A 22,757-nucleotide genomic window follows, 5' to 3' on the forward strand; every position below is an offset into this window, starting at 1 on the left:
TCTGCGCTCGCCATGTCGGTGGCTCTAGTGGCTTCGGGTACTGCAGCGCTCTCGCTGGCATCCGTGAATGTCGCGGAAGCTGCCGTTGTGAGCCGTATCGACGTTCGCGGCAATACGCGTGTTGATGCGCAGTCCATTCGCGACAATATCGACATTCGTCCGGGTAAGGCCTTCACCAGCGCTGATATTGATGCTGCGGTGAAGCGTCTTTTCGCCATGGGCCTGTTTTCGGATGTTCGCATCAATCAGTCCGGCAGCACGCTCGTCGTGACCGTGAACGAACGTTCCGTGGTCAATAATGTCCTGTTCCAGGGCAACAAGAAGATCAAGGATCCTGATCTGACGCGCGCCGTCCAGCTGAAGCCGCGTTCGCCTTACGATGCGGCGACGATGGAATCGGACAAGGAAGCCATCAAGGCTGCCTATGCACATATCGGACGCAGCGATGCGACCGTGAATGCACGCACCGTCGATCTCGGTCAGGGTCGCGTCAACGTTGTCTATGAAGTCAACGAAGGCTCGCGCACCAAGATTTCCAATATCGAATTCGTCGGCAATCAGGCCTATAGCGGCCGTCGTCTGCGCGATGTCATCTCCACCAAGCGTTCGAACCCGCTGTCGTGGCTGACCCGTAATGACGTTTACGACGAAGGCCGTTTGCAGGCTGACGAAGAAACGCTGCGTCGCTTCTATTACAATCGCGGCTACGCGGATTTCCGCGTTGTTTCGTCGAATGCGGTTCTTGATCCGTCGACCAATGAATACACGATCACCATCACGGTCGATGAAGGTCAGCGTTATACCTTTGGTGATGTGAGCGTTGAAAGCACCGTTGATGGCGTTGATACCAACGCGCTCGGCGGTCTCGTGAAGACCCGTTCGGGTCGCGCTTATAGCGCCAAGGAAGTTGAAGATTCCGTTCTGGCTGTGACCGAAAGCGTTGCCGGTAGCGGTTATGCTTTTGCCAAGGTTGAGCCGCGCGGCGATCGTAACTTCGAAAACCGCACGATCTCGGTCGTTTACAGTGTCGATCAGGGTCCGCGCGCTTACATTCAGCGCATTGAAATCCGCGGCAACGACAAGACGCGCGACTACGTGATTCGTCGTGAGTTCGACATGAACGAAGGCGATGCCTTCAATCAGGTCATGGTGCAGCGCGCCAAGCGTCGTCTTGAAGCTCTGGATTTCTTCCAGACGGTCAATATCTCGACCGCTCCGGGCTCCGAGCCGGATCAGGTGATCCTGGTTGTTGATGTTGTGGAAAAGTCTACCGGTGAATTCTCCATCGGCGGCGGCTACACCACCGGCGGTGAAACGCCGGGGCCATCAGTAGAGGCAGCCGTTACGGAGCGCAATTTCCTTGGTCGTGGCCAGTACGTCAAATTGAGCGCCGGCCTTGGTACTGACGATGTTCAAAATTACGGCCTGTCCTTTACCGAGCCTTATTTTCTAGGGTCGCGTATGTCGGTAGGCTTCGATGTCTTCCGTCGAACCTACACTGTAAACGATGATTATTATGTCGAACAGACTGGTGGCACCATCCGCGCTGGCTTGCCCATATCTGACAATCTTTCTCTGGGCTTGGCGTATAATCTTGTCCAAGACAAGTATGAATTTGACGACGATGTTGCTGATCCGTCAAGCTATTATGCTCCAGCAATCATTGACGCGGTGGAGAACAGCCCTTGGGTTCGCTCTTCTGTTAGCTATTCACTGACCTATAATTCCATTGATGATATGAAGAACCCCCATGATGGCCTTTATGGCAAGTTCATGCAGGAGTTTGCAGGTCTCGGTGGCGATGCCAAGTATGTAAAGACAACCTTCAAGGGCAACTACTATAAGACGCTTGCTCAGGAAGCCGACATCGTCGGTATGTTGGGTGTCGGTGGTGGCTACATCTATGATTATGATGGCGACGGCGTTCGCATTTTCGATCTCTTCAAGGGCAGCAGCGATATCATTCGCGGGTTCCAGTATAATGGGATTGGCGCCTATCAGGATTCAGCCAGTGGCGAGCGGTATTGGCTTGGCGGTACAACCTATTTCAGTGCTACAGCCGAAGTTCAGTTTCCGATGCCCGCTGTGCCGGAGAGCCTTGGTATTCGTGGGGCTTTCTTCGCCGATGCGGCAACACTTTATGGCAACGAAACGGCCGGCGCCCAGGGCGACGACAAAACGCTTCGGGCTTCCGTTGGCATCAGCCTGATGTGGGCTTCTCCTTTTGGTCCGTTGCGTTTTGACTATGCATTCCCGGTCGCGAAAGCTGATAGCGACGAGGTTCAGAACTTCAATTTCGGTGTTTCAACCAAGTTCTAGAGCGCGTTTCAATTTGATTTGGAGATGCGCGCTAGAAGTGGCTTAAACAGACGAACGATCGAAATACAATGAACTCCGCAAGTTGAAAAAGACTCAAAAATATTTGAAATATGAAAATAGATAACGCCACATTCAGACATAATTCATTACAATAAACCAATTGATTAGATTTCGAATATGTATATTTTTCTAAATTAGATCAGGCAATACTGATCTAATCAAAGAACAAGTCTTGAACTATGTACTCCCTCATCTGTGCATGGTTCATACGGGAGGCGTCTGGTATCCGAACCTTCGACGCCTCCCGTTTTCATTCCAAGCTGTAGTCTTTCCGGTCACTTGTTACGAATGACTTTTTGCCACAAAGCAAGATGGACTGCTTTGTTTTGTGATTGGCGGTTGTGGAAAATTGCCCACTGGCGATGGAAAAACATGATTTACGCAATCAAGAATAATTAATGTTCATAAACTCATAAAATATTCTCTATAGTTTCTGTTTGGGATCGATTGGAGAAAATAATAAAGAAATATAAATGAAATCGAATTCATTTTAAACTTTGATATACTATAGTAATTATCCATCGATAATTCCAGAAAACGAAAATTGGAATGATTGTAAAATATCATTATTGACGTATTGTTATTGCCATTTAAAGAAGACTTTTGATATCAACTTTAAATGGGAATGATGATGATGCTCTATTCATCGCAGCGCGTTATGCGAAAGCATCGGGACGAGCAAAGCTGGATATCAGCTTCAAAAGCGCTTCTCGCCAGTACTTGCTTTTCAACTGCTCTTATTGTGAGCGGTGCAGCTTCGATGGCCCAAACCATATCCGAACAGGAACAACAGGCCGAAGCGGATACGATTGTTCTTGATCAGATCGTCCTGACGGCGTCGTCGATTGCTACGACTTTGAAAGAGGCGCCGGCGAGCATCTCTGTCGTCGATCAGGATCAGCTTCAGCAGCGTGGTGCGCCGGACATTACCGAAGCTCTGCGCACCGTGCCGGGCGTCAATGTTGGATTTGACAGCAGCGGCACACGCGGCATCAGCATTCGCGGTATGGGCAGCGCTTATACCCTCCTTATGGTAGACGGAAAGCGGATCAATGCGGGCCTGACCACGCTTCGCGATTATAATGGCGACCTCAGCTGGATTCCGGTTGATGCCATCGAGCGTATCGAAGTGGTGCGCGGTCCGATGTCCACGCTTTATGGTTCCGATGCACTTGGCGGTGTGGTCAACATTATCACCAAGAAGTCGAGTGATAAGTGGTCCGGCTCGTTGACGACCGAGTGGATCCAGCCTGAAAGCGATGCAACCGGTGTTTCCAAGAGGGTCAGCGCCTATGTCAGCGGCCCGATTGTGCCGAACGAACTGACCATGACAGCCTATGGCAGCATTGGCAGCAAGGACCCCGGCAATTCGGCAAAGCTCGGCGATATCACCGTGCCGACCGGCATTGATGATTACGATATCAATGCAAAATTGTCCTGGACGCCGGTCAAAGGACAGCTTTTCGAGCTTGAAGGCGGCACCGGACGTGAAAAATATCGCCCTTACCTGGCGGATGGCGAAATCGATACCAGCAACACCGAGATTACGAGAACGACCGGATCGCTGCGCCATGTCGGTGACTGGGAGTTTGGTACCTCGACAATCACCGGCATGATCGAACATGCGGAGAACTTTCACACAACTGCAGACGCCAATGGTTTGCCCGACGACGGCACCGCGATCACCGTCGACACCTATACGCTCGACGGCAAGGTTTCCATGCCGCTGGATTTCTGGTTCGAACAGAATCTGACGGTGGGTAGCGAGTTCCGTTATGAGGATATGAACGATCCGGAAAATCTCGGTATCGCCAATTCCGTCACCGGAACGTCCGGCTCTACGCAAACGAGTATGTGGTCGGCTGCCGTTTTCATGGAAGACCAGATCAGGCTCCGGGACGATCTGAAACTGACTGCCGGGTTGCGTATCGACCAGCATGAGGAATTCGGCACCCATGCCAGCCCGCGCATCTACCTGAATTATGATCTGAACGACGATCTGTCATTCAAGGCAGGCTGGGCGCAGGCTTTCAAGGCGCCAAATCTGCGCCAGTTGAACCCGAACTGGGTCCAGACCTCGCGCGGTCAAGGCTGCGGCGCAGTGGGTGGTCCCTGCGAAATGGTTGGCAATCCGGATTTGCAGCCGGAAACCAGCAATAGTTTCGAAATCGGCGCCGCCTATACACAGGATATCTGGGAAGCGGGACTGTCTTATTTCTATAATGATATCAAAGACAAGATCACTTCTGCGCGTGAGGCCTCGCTGATTCTGGACGATGGTACGAAGTACGTTCAGCAGATCAATGTCGACCGCGCACGCACGCAAGGTTTTGAAGGCAATCTCAAGGTTCAGCTGCATCCGGATGTGACCTGGAGCAACTCCTTCACCTACTTGATCGAATCCATCAATCTGGAAACAGGCGAACCGCTTGCCGCCGATCCGGAATATTCCATCCATACGGAACTTGCCTGGCGGGTACGCGAGAATTTCAGCGTCATCGGTTCGATGGATTTCTATGGCAAGCAGGTGGACTACGTCATGGACGCAACCACAGTAACCGCTCAGAACGTATCAGCCTACAATATGGTCAATGCGTCGTTCAAATATGATCCGAGCGAGAATTTCACGCTGCGTGCTGGCGTGAACAACATCTTTGACGAGCAGCCTGAAGCCGAGTCCAGGTATTCTGAAAACGGCAGAAGCTATTTCGTTTCCCTGACCTCCAAATTCTGACTTGGGCCAACGCACATTCCGCGGCCGTGAAAAGATTTCGGAATGTGCCTGAAGAATTGAAACCATGTATCAAAAGACATTCATCAGAAATCTGCTTGTACTGCCGTTGTTGAGCATTGCAATGGCGCCGACCTATGTTGCCGCACAAGAGACTGTCATTCATCATGCGCACGGCGAAACCAAACTTTCGACCGTGCCACAGAAAGTGGCCGTCTTCGATCTGGCGGCATTGGATATTCTGCATTCGCTGGGCGTTAAGGCCGTGGCAGGCGTTCCGAAGACCAAAGATAAGCCCGCGAATTTTCCCGCTTACCTTGGTGACTATGCGGGATCGTCTTACGCCGCGGTTGGCACCCTGTTTGAACCTGATGAGGCAGCGCTGCAAGCATTGAAGCCAGACCTGATTATCGTCGGGGGGCGTTCTCGCACCAAGTTCGATGCAGTAGCAAAAATCGCACCATCGATCGATATCACCGAGAGCGGAAACGATATCGCGCAGATCGCCATCGACAATACGGAGAAGCTGGCAAAGGTCTTTGGTGCGGAAGATGCAGCGGCCAAGCGCATTGAAACGCTGAAAGCCGCCCTGACGGATTTGAGGACTCAGGGCAAAGCGGCTGGCACAGGGCTTGTGCTGTTTTCGGCGGGCCGAAATGTTTCGGCGCAACCACCCGGCTCGCGCTTTGGCGTGGTCTATGATTTTGTTGGGATCAAATCCGTCATGCCGCAATCCGATGCGTCGGAAGGCGGCCCGCGTCCGAAACCCGGCTCGCCTGAAGCAGAGGCGCGCCGCGTGAAGCAGGAAAAGCTGCTGCAAAATGCGCTCGCAGCCGATCCCGACTGGTTGTTCATTCTCGACCGCAGTGCTGCGGTTGGCAGCGAGCCGAGCACTCTCGCTGCGCGTTTGGGAGCAATGCCAGAGGTGACGAAAACCCGGGCTTGGCAGCAGGGGCATGTCGTCTTTCTCAACCCCAAGCTCTGGTATCAGGTGGGAGCCGGCATCGATGCGCTCACCATCAGTGCGAATGAGTTGAGCGCAGCCTTGCGGTCGGCGAAATAAGTTCGCCACACAGTTTGAATGCAAAAAAGGCAGGGGTTTCAGCCTCTGCCTTTTTGATGAGAGCCTCGTGGCGTGGTGAGAGAATGAAGCGCGATAAGTCGGTACTTGGCGGGGGCGGTAAAACTCGCGGTGCTGTATCGCACGTTAAAACGCGCTAAGCTGATAGGGACCTGATCAGACGGATAGCATCAGGGCCAGCGGTATGAAAACCCTGCATCAAAACGCCGGAGTGTGGAGTTTCATGAGAGTTTGAACTAGTTTTTCATTTCGCTTATCCCCAATCCATCACTGATATGAACGAATTTTCAGGAACTTAAACTCAGCTTGCCGGACCACGTCCCAAAGGAATAGGGAGTCAACTGGTGCCGCAAATCAGCAATGAAACATTTAAAAGCCCAGAGCGATACCATCCTTACGGCTGTCTGAACCACCCTCAAGTACACCGTTTTTAATTCTGATCGCCTGACTACCGCCGATCGGTCTGGCTGCAACTTTGAGAATGTGACCACGACTTTCAAGGTCCTCCCGGACTTCAAGCGGCATTGTCGGCTCAACTTCCAGTATTCCCCCAAAGCCAAAATAACGTGGTTCGTCCATCGAAGCTTGTAAGCTGAGGCCGTGATCTATGACCCCTGACAAGAAAGCTGCATGTCCGGCGGCCTGATAATGCCCTCCCATGACGCCAAAGGGCATCAACGTCTTACCATTTCTGGTTACCATGCCTGGAATTATCGTGTGCATGGGCCGCTTTCGAGGGCCAATTGCATTCGGATGCCCCTCGATGAGCCGGAACGATGCGCCTCGGCTGTGAAACAATATTCCAGTCGCAGGATCAAGGCGGGTCGATCCAAACGCATGGAAGATCGAGTTGATGAACGATAGTGCATTTCCCTGGGCATCCACGACACAGAGATAGATGGTATCCTTGTGTTCCGGCTCATTCCACAAGACAGGTGAGTGCGCCCTCTTCATGTCGATACGTGCGCGCAAGATTGCGATGACCTCGTCCGACAAGAGTTGTTGGGCGACATGCGGGCAATGTTGGGGATCGGCAATCAGTTCGTCACGATGGTGATAGGCGATCTTGGTCGCCTCCACCTGGAGGTGGATGCGATCAGCTTCACCGAGGGCAGCGACGTCAAACCCTTCAAGAATCTTTAAAATCAGAAGCGCAGCCAGGCCCTGACCATTGGGTGGACATTCGTGGACGTCATAGCCTCGATAGCTGGCGCTAATTGGCTCAACCCAGTTCGCACCGTTCGCGGCGGAAGAAAAGTCTTCCTCTGTGTGCAATCCTCCGAGGGAACGAAGATGCGCCACCATTTTCCGAGCGGTTTCACCTTCATAAAAGCCTGCAGCACCTATTCTGGCAATTTCCTCCAGTCGACAAGCGAGAAGGGGCTGTTTGATAATCTGACCGGCTTTTGGTGCCTTGCCTCCGGGAAGGAAAATGTTAGCTGCATGCTCATCCGCGGAGACGATATTCGCGTTATTCGCCCAATCCATGGCAACGCGCGGGGTCACGGCAAAGCCATCTTGGGCGTAACCAATCGCCTTGATGAAAAGCCGTTCCATCGGGAGCGTACCAAAGTCTGCATGAAGGCGACACCATGCGGCGATCGCCCCGGGGACGGTTATCGCATGGGGGCTCGTCTGTGGTATTTCTCCAGAGAGGCCCCGTTCCGCTAACGCCGATACACTTGCAGCTGCCGGCGCTCGCCCGGAGCCGTTAAGGGCCTTGACCTTCCCGCCTGCAGGCGCATAAAGGGCAAAACAATCACCGCCAATACCCGTCATCAACGGATCGACGACGCATTGGACCGCTACGGCGGCAATGGCTGCGTCCACAGCATTGCCGCCATCTTGAAGGATTTCCAATCCCGCTGCTGTCGAAAGTGGATGCGAGGTCGCTATCATCGCTTCGGTAGCAAAGGTCGAGGGACGGCGACCGGAGAAAAAATCAAAATGTGACATTCCGTTCCTTTGAACAATTGAGAATTGAGAATGGATGATAGCGTACAACGGCGAGATGCTATGTCTGGTCTATTGGTTCCGGTTAGTTTCAAGAGAGTTTGAACCAGTTCTTGATTTCGTCTTAACCTCACTCAATCACCAATAATGATGAATTTTCGAGAAGTTGAATACTGCTTGTTGTCTCATCTTCGAATGGAGCAGTGGTCGATACGTTCTACAAATCAACACATTCACGGTCTTAACGTTTGACAGAATGAGGATCGAGCGCATCCCGGATGGCGTCTCCAATGTAGTTGACACTTAGAACGGTTAGAGAAATTGCCAGTCCGGGCCAAAAGACGCGTGATGGTGTGAGCTGGAGGAAGTTGGCGCCATCGAATAGAAGGCGCCCCCAGGTGGGGAAATCGGAAGGGAAGCCAAGCCCAAAAAAGCTCAACGCGGATTCGGTGATGATTGCCGAGGCGATGCCCAAGGTTGCGGATACCATGATGGATGACAGCACGTTCGGAAGAATGTGACGCATGATGATGCGATATTCGCGAGTACCGCCGGATTTCGCCGCGAGCACAAACTCCTGACTTTTCACAGCCAACACGTCGCCGCGCACAATGCGAGCAGTGTGCATCCAGCTGGTGATGCCGATGACGAACACAACCAGAAGAAATATGCCGGTTTCCGGTCCGAAGGCCGAGCGTAACGTGTCACGGAAAAGCATGATGACGACAAGCAGCAACGGCAGCAATGGCAGGGCAAGAAAAAGATCGGCAAGGCGCATCAGTGGCCCATCGAGTCGCCGGAAATAGCCGGATAGCAGGCCAACTAAGGTGCCGACAAACAACGCTAGAAGCATAGCCGTAAAGCCAACTGCGAGCGAAATACGCCCGCCGGCGAGCACTTGCGCCAACATGTCTTTGCCGAGGTTATCCGTTCCAAACGGATGTGCCAGAGATGGCCACTGGTTCCTTGCACGTACGTTGATAGCGTTTGGTGCCACGGAATGGATGAGCGGGCCAACATAAACAGCCAGCACGACGGTGGTGAAGACAGCCAATCCAATGACACCGCCTTTATGGGCACTGAACTGATGCCATATTTCTCCTATTGCGGAACGCGTTGCCTTGGGTGGTGCGACAACAAGAGTTGTGTCAGTCATAGCGGATCCTCGGATCAAGAATACCATAGAGAACGTCGGCAATCAGGTTGAAGAGCACGATCAGGACGGCGAAAATGAAGGTTAGGGTTTGTACGAGGGGCATGTCGGCGCCTTGCACAGCGGTGATCAACAGTTGCCCCAATCCATTCACACGAAAAATCTGTTCTGTGATGATGGCACCGGAGAATACTGTTGGCACGCCGAGTGCGATCACGGTCACGACGGGAATCAAGCTGTTGCGCAACACATGGACCAACAAAACAGATTTCTCCCGGACACCTTTGGCGCGGGCTGTGCGAACATAATCCTGATGTAGATTATCGAGCATTGAGGCTCGCACAAAACGGGTAATTTGCGATGCGTTATAGAGGGAGAGTACTGCCACCGGCAGAACCATTTGTTTTATCTGCGCCACAAAGCTTGAGAAATCCGTCACGCGGAGGTTGGTATCATAAATCGATGGAAACCATTGCAGATAGGACGAGAAAACAACGATGAGCAGTACGCCGGTAAAAAACGTCGGTACAGAGTAACCGACCATCGATATGAAAGTGCCGATCTGGTCGAAGATCGAATACTGACGATAGGCAGATATAACGCCAATTGGAACCGCCAGTAAAATACCGAAGAGATAGGCAAGTCCGACGACCCAAAGCGTCTGTGGCAAACGCTGGACAATCAGATCAACAACCGGGCTGCGGGTAGCCCAGGAAAGAACACGCAAGCGTTCTCCATCGCCGAACTGCCATCCTGTCAGGCTTTCAAATATATTGAGCGGCTCATTGACGAAGAATTGTTGCAGCCATTTGAGGTATCGAACAATAAAGGGTTGGTCGAGGCCCAGCGATGCGCGGATCTGTTCTCGCACTTCCGGCGGTATCGTCAATGGCAGATCGCCAGTTGGGTCATTTGGCGCGAGGTCAAGCAGCGCAAAAATCACAAAACTGATGATCAGCAGCGTTGGAATCGCGAACAATAGTCGTCGCAAAGTATATATGAACATCCACAGACTCCAGCCGTAAATCCACCGTATGGATCTACGGAGATGCGGCATTTGTGGCCGCTAAAGCTTCAACGAATACACCCGGGTTGAGGGTGCTCCAATCGTCCAAGGACGGTCATTTCTTGCGATGCCAGTCGGCGATGTTCCAGACCTGTGTATCCCAGGAATTCATCTTGATACCATCGAGAGTGGCAGAAAATGCAGATTGGTCGCCGCGATATACGAGCGGTATATGTGCGCCTTCTTCTGTAAGCATGTCATTCAATTGTTTGGCGAATTCGGAGCGCTTTTCGAGTCCGGAAGTTTTTGACAAAGTACCGACCAGCCTATCGAATTCTGGATTGCAATAGCGCGGAATATTCTGGCCCTGCCAGCCATTTGCCGGGTTTGGCATCTTGTCACATAGCCATGTGGCCAGATATTTTTCGGGGTCGGTGCCGTCGAAGGTGTTCGTATACATGATCACGTCAGCATAGAATTTCTGAAAGGTGTCCGGGCTGGCTGGGTCGCCACCAAAAAAAACTGCGGCGGAAGCATTTCTCAGTTCTGTATCGACGCCTATTTCTGTCCACATGGCCTTAACCAGTTCCTGCGTGGCCTGCCGTACGGAGTTGGTCGAGGTTGAGAAGAGGAAGGATAGCCTCACGCCATCCTTGGTACGGATGCCATCACTGCCTTTTTGCCAGCCGGCGTCGTCGAGCAATTTGTTTGCTCCTTCAATATCCTGTTTGAGGCACCAACTGTCGTTCTTGGTGGACGCAAAAGCTTCAGGACCTGGAACGATATTGCAGGTTGGCTTTCCCGATTGGCCGTACCCTGCTTCAACGAGGATGTCGCGGTCGATTGCTAACGACAGGGCGCGACGGACGGCGGGATCTTTCAATGCTGGGTGTGGGCCTGCTTCCGTTGTGGAGCGTTTGTCGCCCAGTGATGGATCAGGATTGGTCCAATTGAGGTTGATACGTTCAACCTGGGCTCCGAATGAAGTTTCCAACCGGCCTCTGCCTGCAGCCATCATAACATCCAGCACTTCCGGCTCTACCTGCACGTTCCAGGCGTAATCATATTCGCCGGTTTCGAGCACGGCCCTGGCAGCAGAGGCAGCGTCACCTCCACCTTTCAGCGTGATTGAGGCGAAAGACGGCTTGGTCGCATCACGATAATAGGGATTTGCTTCAAGCTTAATGACGTCATTCGGTTTGAAATCCTTGACGACGAAGGCACCAGTTCCAACCGGCGCGAAGTTCGCCGAGGTGCAACCGGGAGCCTTTGCGCCAATACAATCCTTGAACTGCGCCGCCTGAATGATCGGGGATTGTGCTCCCGCGAAGGCGCTGTAGGGATAGGGTTTCATGTCACTAAAGGTAATCTTGACAGTATATGGGTCGAGAGCCTCAACGTTCTTGATACCCTCATACTGTGCACGCTGGGCGCAACCACCGTCCGGTGCCGTACAATATTTCCATGTGAAGACGACGTCATCCGCAGTGAAGGGAGTGCCATCAGACCATTTGACGTCCGTTTTCAATTTCCACGTCATGGTTAGCAGGTCTTTGGAAACGCCACCGTTTTCAATTGTGGGTATCTCACTCGCCAGCCAGGGCACCAATTCACCTTTCTCATTGTAACGCCCCAGCGGTTCAATGACGATTGATGATGCAAAGACCTCCTTGGTGCCGGCCGAGAGAAACGGGTTCATCGTCGAGACGGCTTGCCAGAACAGAATTTTCAGATCGCCATCTGTGCCGCGCTCTGCATGGGCCGTGCCGCTGATCAGAACTTGTACCGCAACAATTGCCGGTAGAAGCTTTTTATAATTTATCATGTGCCATTCCCCTTTTATTCTTTATTAGAATTAAAACTCTATTTTGAATTTCAAATTAAAATCCAGATTTATTTATTAAATTTCTTTAATTTTCCTTCGATTTGGCAATAAACATATTTTCATCTGCTATATGCAACCAAATTTCCATGAGTGATATTGATTAATATTTGATCATAAAAATCGCAAGTTCATTTTTTGATCAAAATCAAATTTGATGCTTGCAATGAAAAGCCGTTGCATCACATTATTGACGGAATCCGAAAGACAACATTGAAATTCCGAGGTGTGTGGAATGCCTGTAATAAATCGTGTTGCTGAAATGCAGGAAACCGTTGCTGAATGGCGACGTTATCTTCATGAAAATCCAGAACTACTGTACGATGTTCATAAGACCGCTGATTTTGTTGCCCAAAAACTGCAATCCTTTGGCTGTGATGTTGTTGAAACCGGAATTGGAAGAACTGGCGTAGTGGGCATCATCAAAGGCAAGCTCAATGACGGTCCGGTGATCGGCTTGCGAGCAGATATGGACGCGCTTCCGATCTTTGAAACGAGCGGCAAGCCCTGGGCATCCAAAGTACCCGGCAAAGCCCACTCCTGTGGGCATGACGGGCACACAGCCATGCTTCTTGGCGCTGCACAATATCTGGCTGAAACCCGCAATTTCAATGGCTCTATAGCTTTGATCTTCCAACCAGCCGAGGAAGGTGGAGGCGGTGCCCTCGCCATGATCAATGACGGTTTCATGGACAAATACAGCATCAAAGAAGTCTATGGCATGCACAATGAGCCCAAATTGCCAATTGGCCAGTTTGCAATTCGCAAAGGTCCGGTTATGGCAGCGGCAGACAGTTTTGAGATTACGGTGCGGGGCCGCGGCGGTCACGCTGCACAGCCTCACCGTTCTGTTGATCCGGTTCTGGCGGCAGCACATATTGTTATCGCCTTGCAGTCCATCGTCTCCCGCGAAACTGATCCGCTAAACTCACTCGTCATAACGGTGGCGTCCACAAATGGTGGTGATGCGAACAATGTTATTCCTGACTTTGTGAGGATGACTGGCACCGTACGGACGCTTTTGCCACAGATCCGTGATTTTGCCGAGAAGCGGTTAAACGAAGTCGCGCAGGCAACCGCAACTGCTCATAATGCAACAGCGGAGGTTACTTACCAGCGTGGTTATCCTGTGACGTTCAATCACGATCTGGAAACAGACTTTGCCGAAGACATTGCTCGTAAAGTGGCTGGGGATAAAGCAGTCAATGCCAGCATGCCACCCCATATGGGAGCGGAAGATTTTTCATATATGCTGGAAGAACGACCGGGCGCGTTTCTCTTCATAGGAAATGGTGACACAGCCAATCTGCACAATGCGGCCTATGATTTTAACGACGAAGCGCTTGGGTATGGCATCAGCTATTGGGTGACGCTGGCCGAAACTGCACTGCCCATTGTGGTCAATCAGCCACAAGCTTCCGCACTGAACTGAGGGAGATCGGGATGCAGCCTCTGATGCCGGGCTCAAGCGGGAAAGAGCTGAGTTCACCTGTCCTTACAGTTGAGAATCTGACAACGTCTTTCCGCGCAGATAGTGCGTGGAAGCCGGTCATACGCAACATTAGTTTCGAGGTGGCGCCGCGCGAGACTGTTGCAATTGTGGGGGAGTCCGGGTCTGGCAAATCCGTCACTTCACTATCGATCATGAGGCTTCTGCCCAAGGCGACGAGCAATATTGAAGGCAGGATATTGCTGGGGGATAAAGAACTTTTGTCGTTGCCGGAAGAACAGATGCGACGCGTGCGCGGCAATGACATTGCTATGATTTTTCAAGAGCCGATGACGTCGCTCAACCCGATTTTTCCAATCGGAAAGCAGATCGCGGAAGCCTTGACCGTGCATCGGGACATCTCCACTTCCGCAGCCAAAGCGGAAGTCATTCGCCTTCTCGACAAAGTTCGCATTCCCAATGCGAAGGGCCGCTTTGATGAATATCCGTATCAGTTCTCCGGTGGAATGCGGCAACGCGTGATGATCGCCATGGCGCTGGCCACCAGACCAAAACTCCTGATAGCGGATGAGCCAACGACATCACTCGACGTCACTGTTCAGGGGCAGATACTCGACCTCATCAAGCTTTTGCAGGAAGAGGAAGACATGTCGGTGCTATTCATCACCCATGATATGGGGGTCGTGGCAGAAGTTTCTGATCGTACAATCGTCATGTATCGCGGCGAGCAGGTCGAGACCGGCGCAACCGATGATATTTTTTATCGCGGTGCGAAGCCCTATACGCGAGCGCTTTTGTCGGCTGTGCCGCGATTAGGCTCGATGGGCGACCGGAAACTGCCGCTCCGTTTTCCGGTAATCGATACACGAACGGGAGAACAGCAGTCGCAGGGTGACGTCTCGGATACTGTGGAGAAGACCAAAACACCAATTCTTGATGTCAGGGGGCTGACAACGCGCTTTGATATCCGTTCCGGCTTTTTCTCGCGTAAGCCGGCGTCGTTCATGCTGTAGAAAATGTGTCATTTCAGTTGTTTGCAGGCGAGACTTTGTCACTTGTCGGAGAGTCAGGATGTGGCAAGTCGACAACCGGGCGCTCACTGACACGATTGATCGAGCCGACTGAAGGTGAGGTGACACTTGACGGTTACGAAGTGATGCAGCTTGACCGACCCGGTATGCGGAATATGCGCCGGTCTGTTCAGATGATCTTTCAGGACCCTTTTGCTTCGCTTAATCCTCGTATGAGCATCGGTTCAGCGGTAAGCGAGCCATTTCTTGAGCATAAACTCGGAACGAAAGCCCAGGCGCGTGATAAAGCGGCGGATCTTCTAACCAGGGTTGGGCTATCGCCTGATATGATGCGACGATACCCGCACGAGTTCTCGGGTGGTCAGCGCCAACGGATCGCCATTGCACGTGCGTTGATGCTGAACCCTAAAATCATTGTGGCCGACGAAGCGGTGTCGGCACTGGACGTGTCAATCAAAGCGCAAGTCTGTAATCTGTTGCTGGATTTACAACAGAGCCTCAAGCTCGCGTTTCTGTTCATTTCACATGATATGGCGGTCGTGGAACGGGTCAGTCATCGTGTGGCGGTGATGCATCTTGGCGAAATCGTCGAAATCGGGCCAAGAGCGTCGGTGTTCGAGCACCCTCAGCATACCTATACACAAAAGTTGATAGCTGCTGTTCCGGTGCCCGATCCTGCTCGACGGTCGATCCGTCGCAACATCTCCATCGACGAGATCAAAAGCCCGATCCGGCCGGTCGATTATATCGTGACTGTGAGAAAGTACCATGAGGTTTCTGACGGGCATTTCGTGCAGGTTGCCTGAGCTTCAAATGGTTCAAGGCGAGGAAACATATTGCTTTTGATGATGGCAAGCCTCAAAGAACCTTAACTGGCAATCTAAAGTACCTCTCTATTAATCGAAATATCGTACTGTGAGCTGTGCCAGTCGAAGTGTGATAGCAAGGCACGCCTAATAAAGATAGGTGCGTTGGGAGCAGCTGGGTGAGGGCCACCAGTCAGCAAAAGGCCCCGTCAGAGGCTGTTGAAGAATGTACTCAGCCGATCCATCGCCTGTTCGAGCCGTTCGTAGCTTTCCGAGCCGAAGCAGACTCGCAAGTGGCTGTCACCCGATTTGCCGTAAAAGCCGCCAGCCTCCACAACGACGCCGGCTTTCTCAAGGATCATGTTGGCAGCCTGTTGGGAGGTGAGGCCCGTGCCGCTAATGTCTGGAAAGGCATAGATTGTGCCTTCCGGGCTCTCGCATGTCACGCCAGGCATCTGGTTGAGGCGGCTCACAACGAGGTCTCGTTTGCGGCGGTCGTCCGCGACCATATCGTCCAGAATATCCGCCGGGCCTGTGACGGCTGCCAGAGCACCATACTGAATAAAGGTGTTGACGTGAGTGATCTCGTTGGCCGTTAGCTTGAGGAAGGCTGGCATCAGGGATGCATCAGCGACGAGATAGCCCAGCCGCCATCCATCCATCGCATAGGCCTTGGTGAAGGCGAACATCGAGATGGTGCGTTCTTTCATGCCCGGCAGTGCGGCGATGGAGATATGTTCAGCGCCGTCGAACAGAATCTGCTCGTAGACTTCGTCCGAGACGATGACGAGATCATGCTTGATAGCCAGATCGGCCAGAATTTCCAGTTCGGCGCGACTATAGACACGGCCGGTCGGGTTAGAGGGGTTTACCAGCACGATCATACGTGTACGTGCTGTAATCAACGGTTCAATCAACTCGCTGCTAATGCCGAAATTTGTCTTGGGATCGAGAGGTGCCAGCACGACGCGTGCTCCGGTCATCTCGATCTTGTTGATGTGCTGCGGATAATAGGGGTCTAGCAGGATTGCTTCATCGCCTTCGTCGAGAAGAGCCATGAAAGCAACGAAAGATGCCTGGGTAAGACCGTTGACCATGAGAATTTCATCGGGTGTCACATCGATCTTGTTGTAATCGGCAAGCTTCTTCTGCAGAGCGTTGCGTAACTTTGTCTCGCCGCGCATGTCGCTGTAATGCACGTGACCGTCGCGCAAGGCCTTGATTGCGGCGTCCTTGATGTGCGCAGGCGTGTCATGGAAGGGGCGGCCGAGTTCAAGATGAATGAGGTCAACGCCGGAGGAAGTCAGCGCGGCAGCCTTCTGGAACATGCCGAAACTTTTGGGAGAGGTTTGGGTAATCCGCCGCGCAAAACGTGCCATCTGATCATTCCTGTACTGGTCTATCTTGATCCGGGTTAGGGTTCCGGGCCGTTGGTGCAGACTTCTTATCGAGTTTTGAGCGTTTGATCAAATGATATATCGGCTTGTTTTCGCCTCTGCGGCATGTAAAAGTTCGGCATGGTATTGTTCGCCAATCAACAAGGAGTCCGTTTGTTGTCACTCGACGAAGGATTTGGTCCCGTTTCCGGCCGAGTGACCGTACAGGACGCTGTCTACCTGCAGTTGCGCGAGGCGCTACTGATCGGTCGTTTTGATCCCGGTCAGGTGCTGACCATCGCGTCGCTGTCGCAGACATTCGATACCAGCCATATGCCAGTGCGCGAAGCATTGCGGCGGCTTGCAGCGGAGAAGGCTCTTGAAGTGGCGCGCAATGGTTCGGCGCGGGTCCCGCCGGTCAGCGTCGCCAGGCTTGATGACCTGTGTCAGGCGCGAGCCACGGTGGAGGGTCTTGCCACTGAATTGGCGGTGCAAGCGATCACTGCGGAGGAAATCGAGGCGCTGGAGGCCAACATCGTCCTTCACGAAGCTTGCGCTGGCGAGGAACAGGTTTACGCAATGCTCGATCGCAATCGCGAGTTTCATTATCTGATCTATAAGGCGTCCCATTCCGAAGTTCTCATGCAGCTTATAGACACGCTATGGTTGCGGTATGGTCCGTATATGCGCATGTTGTCGGCCTATGTGCAGCCGCGCATGAAGGCAGAAGGCGACAAGGCTTATACACGGAATCACCGTCGTATCGTAGCGGCGATGAAATCGCGTGACGCTGGCCGTGCCCGCGAAGCCATGGTGTCGGATATACGTGATACGCAGGATCTTTTGCGCACGTTGATCGCGGAATAGTGCCTCTGATGTAGCTTCCGAGCTTCACAAGCCTTTTCTAAATAATGTAAATAAGTCAATTATTTAATATGGATTCAGCGTAGCGCAGAATGCAATTTTGCGGTTCGCTCAAGTAGCCGGATTGACGTCGTCCGAATACTGTGATCTTTTGATCAAAATATTTGAGGGCTAAAATGTCTGACTATTTCCTCTATCATTCGATCGGCACTTTCCCCGGCAAGGCGGAAAAGATGGGGGAAGCCTTGTCCGCTTTCTCCGCTGTTTGGTCTGCGGAGGATGATGGCCAATGGCCTGCCGCGCTTGCGGCCCGTCAGACTTTCATTGATGCGTGGCGCGGTGTGATCGATGCGCCGGAAGGCTCGCTGACCACGGCCGAGAATGTGACGACGGCGCTTTACAGTATCATCGGCGGACTACCGGAAGAGCGATTGCGTGGGAAGCGGTTGCTTGTTGCCGCCGATTGTTTTCCCAGTCTGCATTTCATGCTGGCCGGTATCGCAGAGCGCTTTGGTTTCACATTGGACACGGTGCCTATGCGTCCCGGCGAAGCTTGGGTACGCGATGAGGATTTCATTGCGCGCTGGCAGGATGATGTGGGTGTTGCGCTGCTGACATTCGTTTCATCCACCACATCACATAAGGTCGATGTTGAAGCCCTTTGTGCGCATGGTCGGGCGATGGGAACATTGGTCGGTGTCGATATCACGCAAGGTGTCGGCGTTCTGCCGTTCTCAGTCAAGACAGTTGAGCCGGATTTCGTCGTTTCCACCTCGCTGAAATGGTTATGCGGCGCTTCGGGTGCGGGGATCGTACAGGTCAGGCCGTCATTGCTAGCTGATCTGCGGCCAGAGCTTCGCGGCTGGTTCAGCCAGGAGAACCCGTTTTCCTGGGATCTCGACGGGTTTAGCTTTGCGGACGATGCGCGACGTCTGGATCACGGTACGCCCGCGATACTAGCGTCCGTCGCGTCTCTGCCGGGTATCCAATGGGCGATGGAACAGGGCGTCGATAACATTCGTGCGAATAATCTGGTTAGCGCTCATGCCATCATCGCACGGGCACAGAATCTTGGTTGGAAGCTCGTTTCCTCTGTTGACGATGAGCGACGCGGCGGCAGCGTGATGCTGACCCTGCCAGCCGAAGTTGTTCCGGCAGCGGTGATCTCAGCGTTGCGCGAGCAGAAGATCTATTGCGATGCGCGCGGTAGCACGATGCGGCTTTCGCCGGGTTGGGTTACGTCAGCCGATGCGGTCGATCACCTCTTTACTGCGCTGGAACGCATCGTACCCAAACAAGCTGTCTGATGCAGGTGACAGGCACAGATAACTATCGATCATAATCAGAGACAAGAAGTCCGGAGAGGAACCATGTTTAAGAAAGTCGCTATTCTGACAGCTGCAGCACTGTCGTTGATGGTTTCGTCCGCATTCGCGGACGGCAAGATTGTTGTCGGCTCCTATGCCGCCAACCCGCCATGGGAATTCAAGAACGAGAAGGGCGTCTTCGAGGGCTTTGAGGTCGATGTGGCTACCGAAGCCGCAAAGCGCCTCGGCATGGATGTTGAATTCCAGCCTCTCGGCTTTCAGGCACTGTTTGCCGCCACAAGTTCGGGTCGCGTCGATTTTGCCATTTCGTCGATTTCGGTCACGAACGAACGCCTGAAGACGCAATCCTTCACGCAGCCCTATTATGACAGCGACGGCACTATCGTCGGCAAGGCCGATTCCTCGGTCAAGACATTGGAAGACCTCAAGGGCAAGGTGATCGGCGTTGTCGCTGGCACCACCGGTGAGAGCTGGGCAAAGGAAAATGCCGAAAAGCTTGGCATTGCTGATGTCAAAAGCTATGCGGCTCAACAGGACCTGCTGCTCGACGTGCAGACCGGTCGAATTGTGGGTGGCGCCGGTGAACTGGCCGGTTTCCAGTACGCGATCCAGAAAATGCCAGCCTTGAAGGTTCTCGTGCGTATCCCGACGGGTGAACGCTTTGCCATGATGGCCAAGAAGGACCTTGAAATCCTGCCAAAGGTCAATGACGAGATTTCCAAAATGAAGGAAGACGGCACTCTGGCCGCCATCCACAAGAAGTGGTTCGGTGTCGAACCGGATGCTGGCACCTCGACCGTCAAGCCGATGCCGGTTCCATCCGCGCAGTAAACACAAGCGGCTGCTTCAGGTTCACTGGTGCAGCCGCCTCTCAAACCACCTCAGGATTTCCGGATTGACGCCATGGGTCTGATCGAAACGTTTTTCAATTGGGACATTCTCGTCCGGTCCTTTCCGATCTTGCTGCTCGGGCTGGGTAACACGCTGCTGCTGGGCATAACCGCAATTTTCTTCGGTAGCCTTTTCGGCCTGCTTCTCTGTTTTGTGCGCCTCTATGCGCCTAAGCCGTTTCAATATATCGCCATTGGTTATATCGATATCTTTCGAGCACTGCCGGTTCTGGTGGTTCTGATCCTGATCTATTACGCACTGCCTTTCGTCGGCATTTCGTTCTCGTCCTTTACCTCGGCGACGCTGGCGCTATCCATGGTGTTGGCCGCCTTTACGGCCGAAGTCTGTCGTGCTGGCATTGAGAATGTGCCAAAGGGACAGTTCGAGGCGGCGGTTTCGCTGGGCCTGCCGTTCTGGCAGGCAATGCGTAAAATCATCCTGCCTCAGGCGCTCAAGGTCATGGTGCCCCCATTGACCTCCAATTGTATCTCCACCTTCAAGGATACGGCGCTGGCCTCTGTGGTTGCCATGCCTGACCTACTCAAGCAGGCCAACGATACGCAAGCGTTGATGGCCAACCCAACGCCTTTGATCGGCGCCGCAATCATCTATTTCGCTTTCCTCTGGCCGATGGTTCGTCTGGTCGGCTATCTCGAAAAGCGCAGCGCTACCGCAAAGACTGCGCGCTGACGCCGACAAAACTGGCTTTTACGATGACCAATAAGATCTCCGCAAAATCGACCAACCGACCAGCCATCATGATGCGTGGCATCAACAAGTGGTACGGTGATTATCACGCGCTTCGCGATGTGAACCTTTCCGTCGCGAAGGGCGAGCGTATCGTCATTTGCGGGCCGTCAGGCTCGGGAAAATCGACCACTATCCGCTGCATCAATCAACTGGAAAAGCACGAAAGCGGCTCAATCGTCGTTGACGGTATAGAGCTTAACGGCAAGGGTCCACAGCTGGACGCAATCCGCCGCGAGGTTGGCATGGTGTTCCAGCATTTCAATCTGTTTCCGCATCTGACGATCTTGGAGAACTGCACCATCGCTCCTATGACGGTGAAGAAAATCCAGCAAAAAGAAGCCGAGGAGCTTGCCCGCAAATATCTCGAGCGTGTGCGCATCGGCCATCTGGCGGATCGCTACCCTTCGCAGCTTTCGGGCGGCCAGCAACAGCGCGCGGCAATTTCGCGGTCGCTTTGTATGCAGCCCAAGGTGATGTTGTTTGACGAGCCGACCTCGGCGCTCGATCCGGAAACAGTGGGCGAAGTCCTCGATACCATGATCTCGTTCGCCGAAGACGGCATGACCATGCTGGTCGTGACCCATGAAATGGGCTTTGCACGGCGCGTTGCTGACCGGGTGATCTTCATGGATCACGGCGCGATCTGTGAGGAAGCCAAACCGCAGGATTTCTTCACTGCGCCGAAGAGCGAGCGAGCTGCAGCCTTCCTCCAGCAGATCATGCACTAGCCGCGAAAGCAGCACCGACATTCGTTTGGGAGAGTATCTCGATGCCTACAGCTTTTGAAAGCGCCGGAGCGTTTCCGGTCGACCGCGCGCGCGCGCATTTTCCGGCTTTATCCCTGCCGGGCAATCCGGTCTTCTTTGATAATGGTGCAGGCGCGCAGGTGCCTCAAGGCGTTATCGATGCCGTCAGCAACCACATGCTGCACCGCATGGTGCAGCGGGGAGGGCGGTATGCATCGAGCCGCGCGGTGGATCTGGCGATAGCTGAGGCGCGCCAGAGCGTTGCCATTCTCGTCAACGCCTATGATCCAGCCGAGATTTCTTTCGGCATGAATGCTACCTCTTTCATCCGGCTCGTCAGTCTGGGCATCGCCAGAATGATCGAGCAACGCAACGAGATTGTCATTACCGACATGGATCATGACGCCAACATCTCGACCTGGCTGGCGCTTGAAAGTCAGGGCGTGAAATGCGTCTGGTGGAGGATGCGCGAGGACGGCAACCTGCATGTCGATGACCTGAAGCCGCTGCTGAACCAACGCACACGCCTGGTAGCCGTCACGGTTGCCTCGCATTCCATCGGGTCGCTTGTCGATGTCCGTAGCGTTGCGGAATTGGCGCATGCGGCGGGTGCGGAAGTTTTTCTCGATGCCGTCCATTATGGACCGCATGGCCTGATCGACGTGCAGGCTTGGGATTGCGACTATCTTGTCTGCTCAGGCTACAAGAATTTCTCTCCGCATATGGGCTTTCTCTGGGGTCGGTTTGAGCTGCTCAGAGCTTTGCCGACTTTCAAGGAAGATTTCATACCTGACGTGCCACCACACAAGATCGAAGTGGGCACTTTCACCTATGAAAATGCCGTGGGTATGGGTGCAGCAGTTGACTATCTGGAAGCGCTTGGCCGTAACTTTAAGGCATCGTCCGGGCAGTCGCGTCGCGCTGATCTGGTGGCTGGCATGGCAGCTATCAGGGCCTATGAGACGACGCTGTCGCTTTCTCTTCTGAAGGTGCTGAAATCGCATGGTGCCGTCATCTATGGGGTGTCAGACGAGGCACGCATTGCCGAACGTGTGCCGACCTTCTGCTTCAACGTGCCGGGCAAGCAGCCCGCCGACGTCGCTCAGGCCATGGCAGATGCAGGTATCATGATCCGCGACGGCCACCTGTTTGCGCCGCGGCTGATGACGAGGCTCGGGCTCAGCATGGATAGCGGCGCGCTTCGGTCAACCCTGGTGCACTACAATACGATGGAAGAGATCGCTCACTTCGACCGGGTACTGACATCAATTCGGGATTGAAGGCAATTCGCTGTTATTAATCTGGTGCATCGGATTTGCGTCGGTCATGC

At 53.2% G+C, this 22,757-nt stretch carries 15 protein-coding genes and 1 pseudogene; 11 read left to right on the forward strand and 5 right to left on the reverse strand.

The window, feature by feature from the left end; genetic code table 11:
• The 3 genes from bamA to ACTJKP_RS22175 form a co-directional block, all read left to right on the forward strand.
• On the forward strand, positions 1 to 2,319 hold a 2,319-nt coding region (bamA, locus tag ACTJKP_RS22165; RefSeq protein WP_440632192.1), incomplete at its 5' end, for an outer membrane protein assembly factor BamA.
• An 820-nt stretch (positions 2,320 to 3,139) separates the two neighbouring features.
• Entirely contained in the window at positions 3,140 to 5,113 is a 1,974-nt protein-coding gene (locus ACTJKP_RS22170) for a TonB-dependent receptor domain-containing protein (protein ID WP_440632193.1), read from the forward strand.
• Positions 5,114 to 5,177: 64 nt separating this feature from the next.
• Entirely contained in the window at positions 5,178 to 6,173 is a 996-nt protein-coding gene (locus ACTJKP_RS22175) for a siderophore ABC transporter substrate-binding protein (RefSeq protein ID WP_440632194.1), read from the forward strand.
• A gap of 387 nt (positions 6,174 to 6,560) precedes the next feature.
• On the opposite strand, the gene ACTJKP_RS22180 is transcribed toward ACTJKP_RS22175, so the two are convergent.
• The 4 genes from ACTJKP_RS22180 to ACTJKP_RS22195 all read right to left on the reverse strand — a co-directional run bounded on the left by ACTJKP_RS22180 (position 6,561) and on the right by ACTJKP_RS22195 (position 12,128).
• Positions 6,561 to 8,147, reverse strand: a complete 1,587-nt coding sequence (locus ACTJKP_RS22180) for a gamma-glutamyltransferase family protein (protein WP_440632195.1) — start codon at positions 8,145 to 8,147, stop codon at positions 6,561 to 6,563.
• A gap of 238 nt (positions 8,148 to 8,385) precedes the next feature.
• The gene (locus ACTJKP_RS22185; RefSeq protein ID WP_440632196.1) at positions 8,386 to 9,300 is read right to left on the reverse strand and encodes an ABC transporter permease; all 915 of its coding nucleotides are present in this window, start codon (positions 9,298 to 9,300) and stop codon (positions 8,386 to 8,388) included.
• Entirely contained in the window at positions 9,293 to 10,303 is a 1,011-nt protein-coding gene (locus ACTJKP_RS22190) for an ABC transporter permease (protein ID WP_440632197.1), read from the reverse strand. Before ACTJKP_RS22190 ends, ACTJKP_RS22185 begins: the two co-directional genes overlap by 8 nt.
• Before the next feature lie 115 nt (positions 10,304 to 10,418).
• Positions 10,419 to 12,128, reverse strand: a complete 1,710-nt coding sequence (locus tag ACTJKP_RS22195) for a peptide ABC transporter substrate-binding protein (protein WP_440632198.1) — start codon at positions 12,126 to 12,128, stop codon at positions 10,419 to 10,421.
• Between the two features lie 292 nt (positions 12,129 to 12,420).
• On the opposite strand from ACTJKP_RS22195, the gene ACTJKP_RS22200 reads away from it, so the two are divergent.
• Together ACTJKP_RS22200 and ACTJKP_RS22205 are read left to right on the forward strand one after the other, a co-directional pair.
• Complete coding sequence (locus tag ACTJKP_RS22200) at positions 12,421 to 13,617, forward strand: M20 aminoacylase family protein (RefSeq protein ID WP_440632199.1); 1,197 nt, start codon at positions 12,421 to 12,423, stop codon at positions 13,615 to 13,617.
• A gap of 23 nt (positions 13,618 to 13,640) precedes the next feature.
• Positions 13,641 to 15,472: pseudogene (locus tag ACTJKP_RS22205) on the forward strand (ABC transporter ATP-binding protein).
• Positions 15,473 to 15,681: 209 nt separating this feature from the next.
• On the opposite strand, the gene ACTJKP_RS22210 reads toward ACTJKP_RS22205, so the two are convergent.
• The gene (locus tag ACTJKP_RS22210; RefSeq protein ID WP_440632200.1) at positions 15,682 to 16,851 is read right to left on the reverse strand and encodes a pyridoxal phosphate-dependent aminotransferase; all 1,170 of its coding nucleotides are present in this window, start codon (positions 16,849 to 16,851) and stop codon (positions 15,682 to 15,684) included.
• Positions 16,852 to 17,025: 174 nt separating this feature from the next.
• Here ACTJKP_RS22210 and ACTJKP_RS22215 point away from each other — a divergent pair, with 174 nt between their 5' ends.
• The 6 genes from ACTJKP_RS22215 (at position 17,026) to ACTJKP_RS22240 (ending at position 22,707) form a co-directional block, all read left to right on the forward strand.
• A complete protein-coding gene (locus tag ACTJKP_RS22215) occupies positions 17,026 to 17,715 on the forward strand; it encodes a GntR family transcriptional regulator (RefSeq protein WP_440632201.1) in 690 nt (229 codons plus the stop codon).
• A gap of 173 nt (positions 17,716 to 17,888) precedes the next feature.
• Complete coding sequence (locus ACTJKP_RS22220) at positions 17,889 to 19,019, forward strand: aminotransferase class V-fold PLP-dependent enzyme (RefSeq protein WP_440632202.1); 1,131 nt, start codon at positions 17,889 to 17,891, stop codon at positions 19,017 to 19,019.
• Between the two features lie 63 nt (positions 19,020 to 19,082).
• A complete protein-coding gene (locus ACTJKP_RS22225) occupies positions 19,083 to 19,871 on the forward strand; it encodes an ABC transporter substrate-binding protein (RefSeq protein ID WP_113534095.1) in 789 nt (262 codons plus the stop codon).
• Positions 19,872 to 19,943: 72 nt separating this feature from the next.
• Positions 19,944 to 20,621 carry an amino acid ABC transporter permease gene (locus ACTJKP_RS22230; protein WP_113534096.1) on the forward strand — a complete coding sequence of 226 codons (678 nt, stop codon included), beginning with the start codon at positions 19,944 to 19,946 and terminating at the stop codon, positions 20,619 to 20,621.
• Positions 20,622 to 20,644: 23 nt separating this feature from the next.
• On the forward strand, positions 20,645 to 21,409 hold the full coding sequence (locus ACTJKP_RS22235) for an amino acid ABC transporter ATP-binding protein (RefSeq protein ID WP_440632203.1): 765 nt from the start codon (positions 20,645 to 20,647) through the stop codon (positions 21,407 to 21,409).
• 41 nt (positions 21,410 to 21,450) lie between these two features.
• The gene (locus tag ACTJKP_RS22240) at positions 21,451 to 22,707 is read left to right on the forward strand and encodes a cysteine desulfurase-like protein (RefSeq protein WP_440632204.1); all 1,257 of its coding nucleotides are present in this window, start codon (positions 21,451 to 21,453) and stop codon (positions 22,705 to 22,707) included.
• Positions 22,708 to 22,757 lie beyond the last annotated feature (50 nt).

The sequence above is a fragment of the Brucella sp. 22210 genome (assembly GCF_052045675.1).
Classification (GTDB): domain Bacteria; phylum Pseudomonadota; class Alphaproteobacteria; order Rhizobiales; family Rhizobiaceae; genus Brucella.

Excerpts from the sequence above, each read along its gene's own strand:
- ACTJKP_RS22225 (WP_113534095.1), top strand. The coding sequence starts at position 19,083 with ATGTTTAAGAAAGTCGCTATTCTGACAGCTGCAGCACTGTCGTTGATG.
- ACTJKP_RS22175 (WP_440632194.1), top strand. The coding sequence starts at position 5,178 with ATGTATCAAAAGACATTCATCAGAAATCTGCTTGTACTGCCGTTGTTG.
- ACTJKP_RS22180 (WP_440632195.1), bottom strand. The coding sequence starts at position 8,147 with ATGTCACATTTTGATTTTTTCTCCGGTCGCCGTCCCTCGACCTTTGCT.
- ACTJKP_RS22200 (WP_440632199.1), top strand. The coding sequence starts at position 12,421 with ATGCCTGTAATAAATCGTGTTGCTGAAATGCAGGAAACCGTTGCTGAA.
- ACTJKP_RS22220 (WP_440632202.1), top strand. The coding sequence starts at position 17,889 with ATGTCTGACTATTTCCTCTATCATTCGATCGGCACTTTCCCCGGCAAG.
- ACTJKP_RS22240 (WP_440632204.1), top strand. The coding sequence starts at position 21,451 with ATGCCTACAGCTTTTGAAAGCGCCGGAGCGTTTCCGGTCGACCGCGCG.
- ACTJKP_RS22230 (WP_113534096.1), top strand. The coding sequence starts at position 19,944 with ATGGGTCTGATCGAAACGTTTTTCAATTGGGACATTCTCGTCCGGTCC.
- ACTJKP_RS22235 (WP_440632203.1), top strand. The coding sequence starts at position 20,645 with ATGACCAATAAGATCTCCGCAAAATCGACCAACCGACCAGCCATCATG.
- ACTJKP_RS22210 (WP_440632200.1), bottom strand. The coding sequence starts at position 16,851 with ATGGCACGTTTTGCGCGGCGGATTACCCAAACCTCTCCCAAAAGTTTC.
- ACTJKP_RS22195 (WP_440632198.1), bottom strand. The coding sequence starts at position 12,128 with ATGATAAATTATAAAAAGCTTCTACCGGCAATTGTTGCGGTACAAGTT.
- ACTJKP_RS22190 (WP_440632197.1), bottom strand. The coding sequence starts at position 10,303 with ATGTTCATATATACTTTGCGACGACTATTGTTCGCGATTCCAACGCTG.
- ACTJKP_RS22185 (WP_440632196.1), bottom strand. The coding sequence starts at position 9,300 with ATGACTGACACAACTCTTGTTGTCGCACCACCCAAGGCAACGCGTTCC.
- ACTJKP_RS22170 (WP_440632193.1), top strand. The coding sequence starts at position 3,140 with ATGGCCCAAACCATATCCGAACAGGAACAACAGGCCGAAGCGGATACG.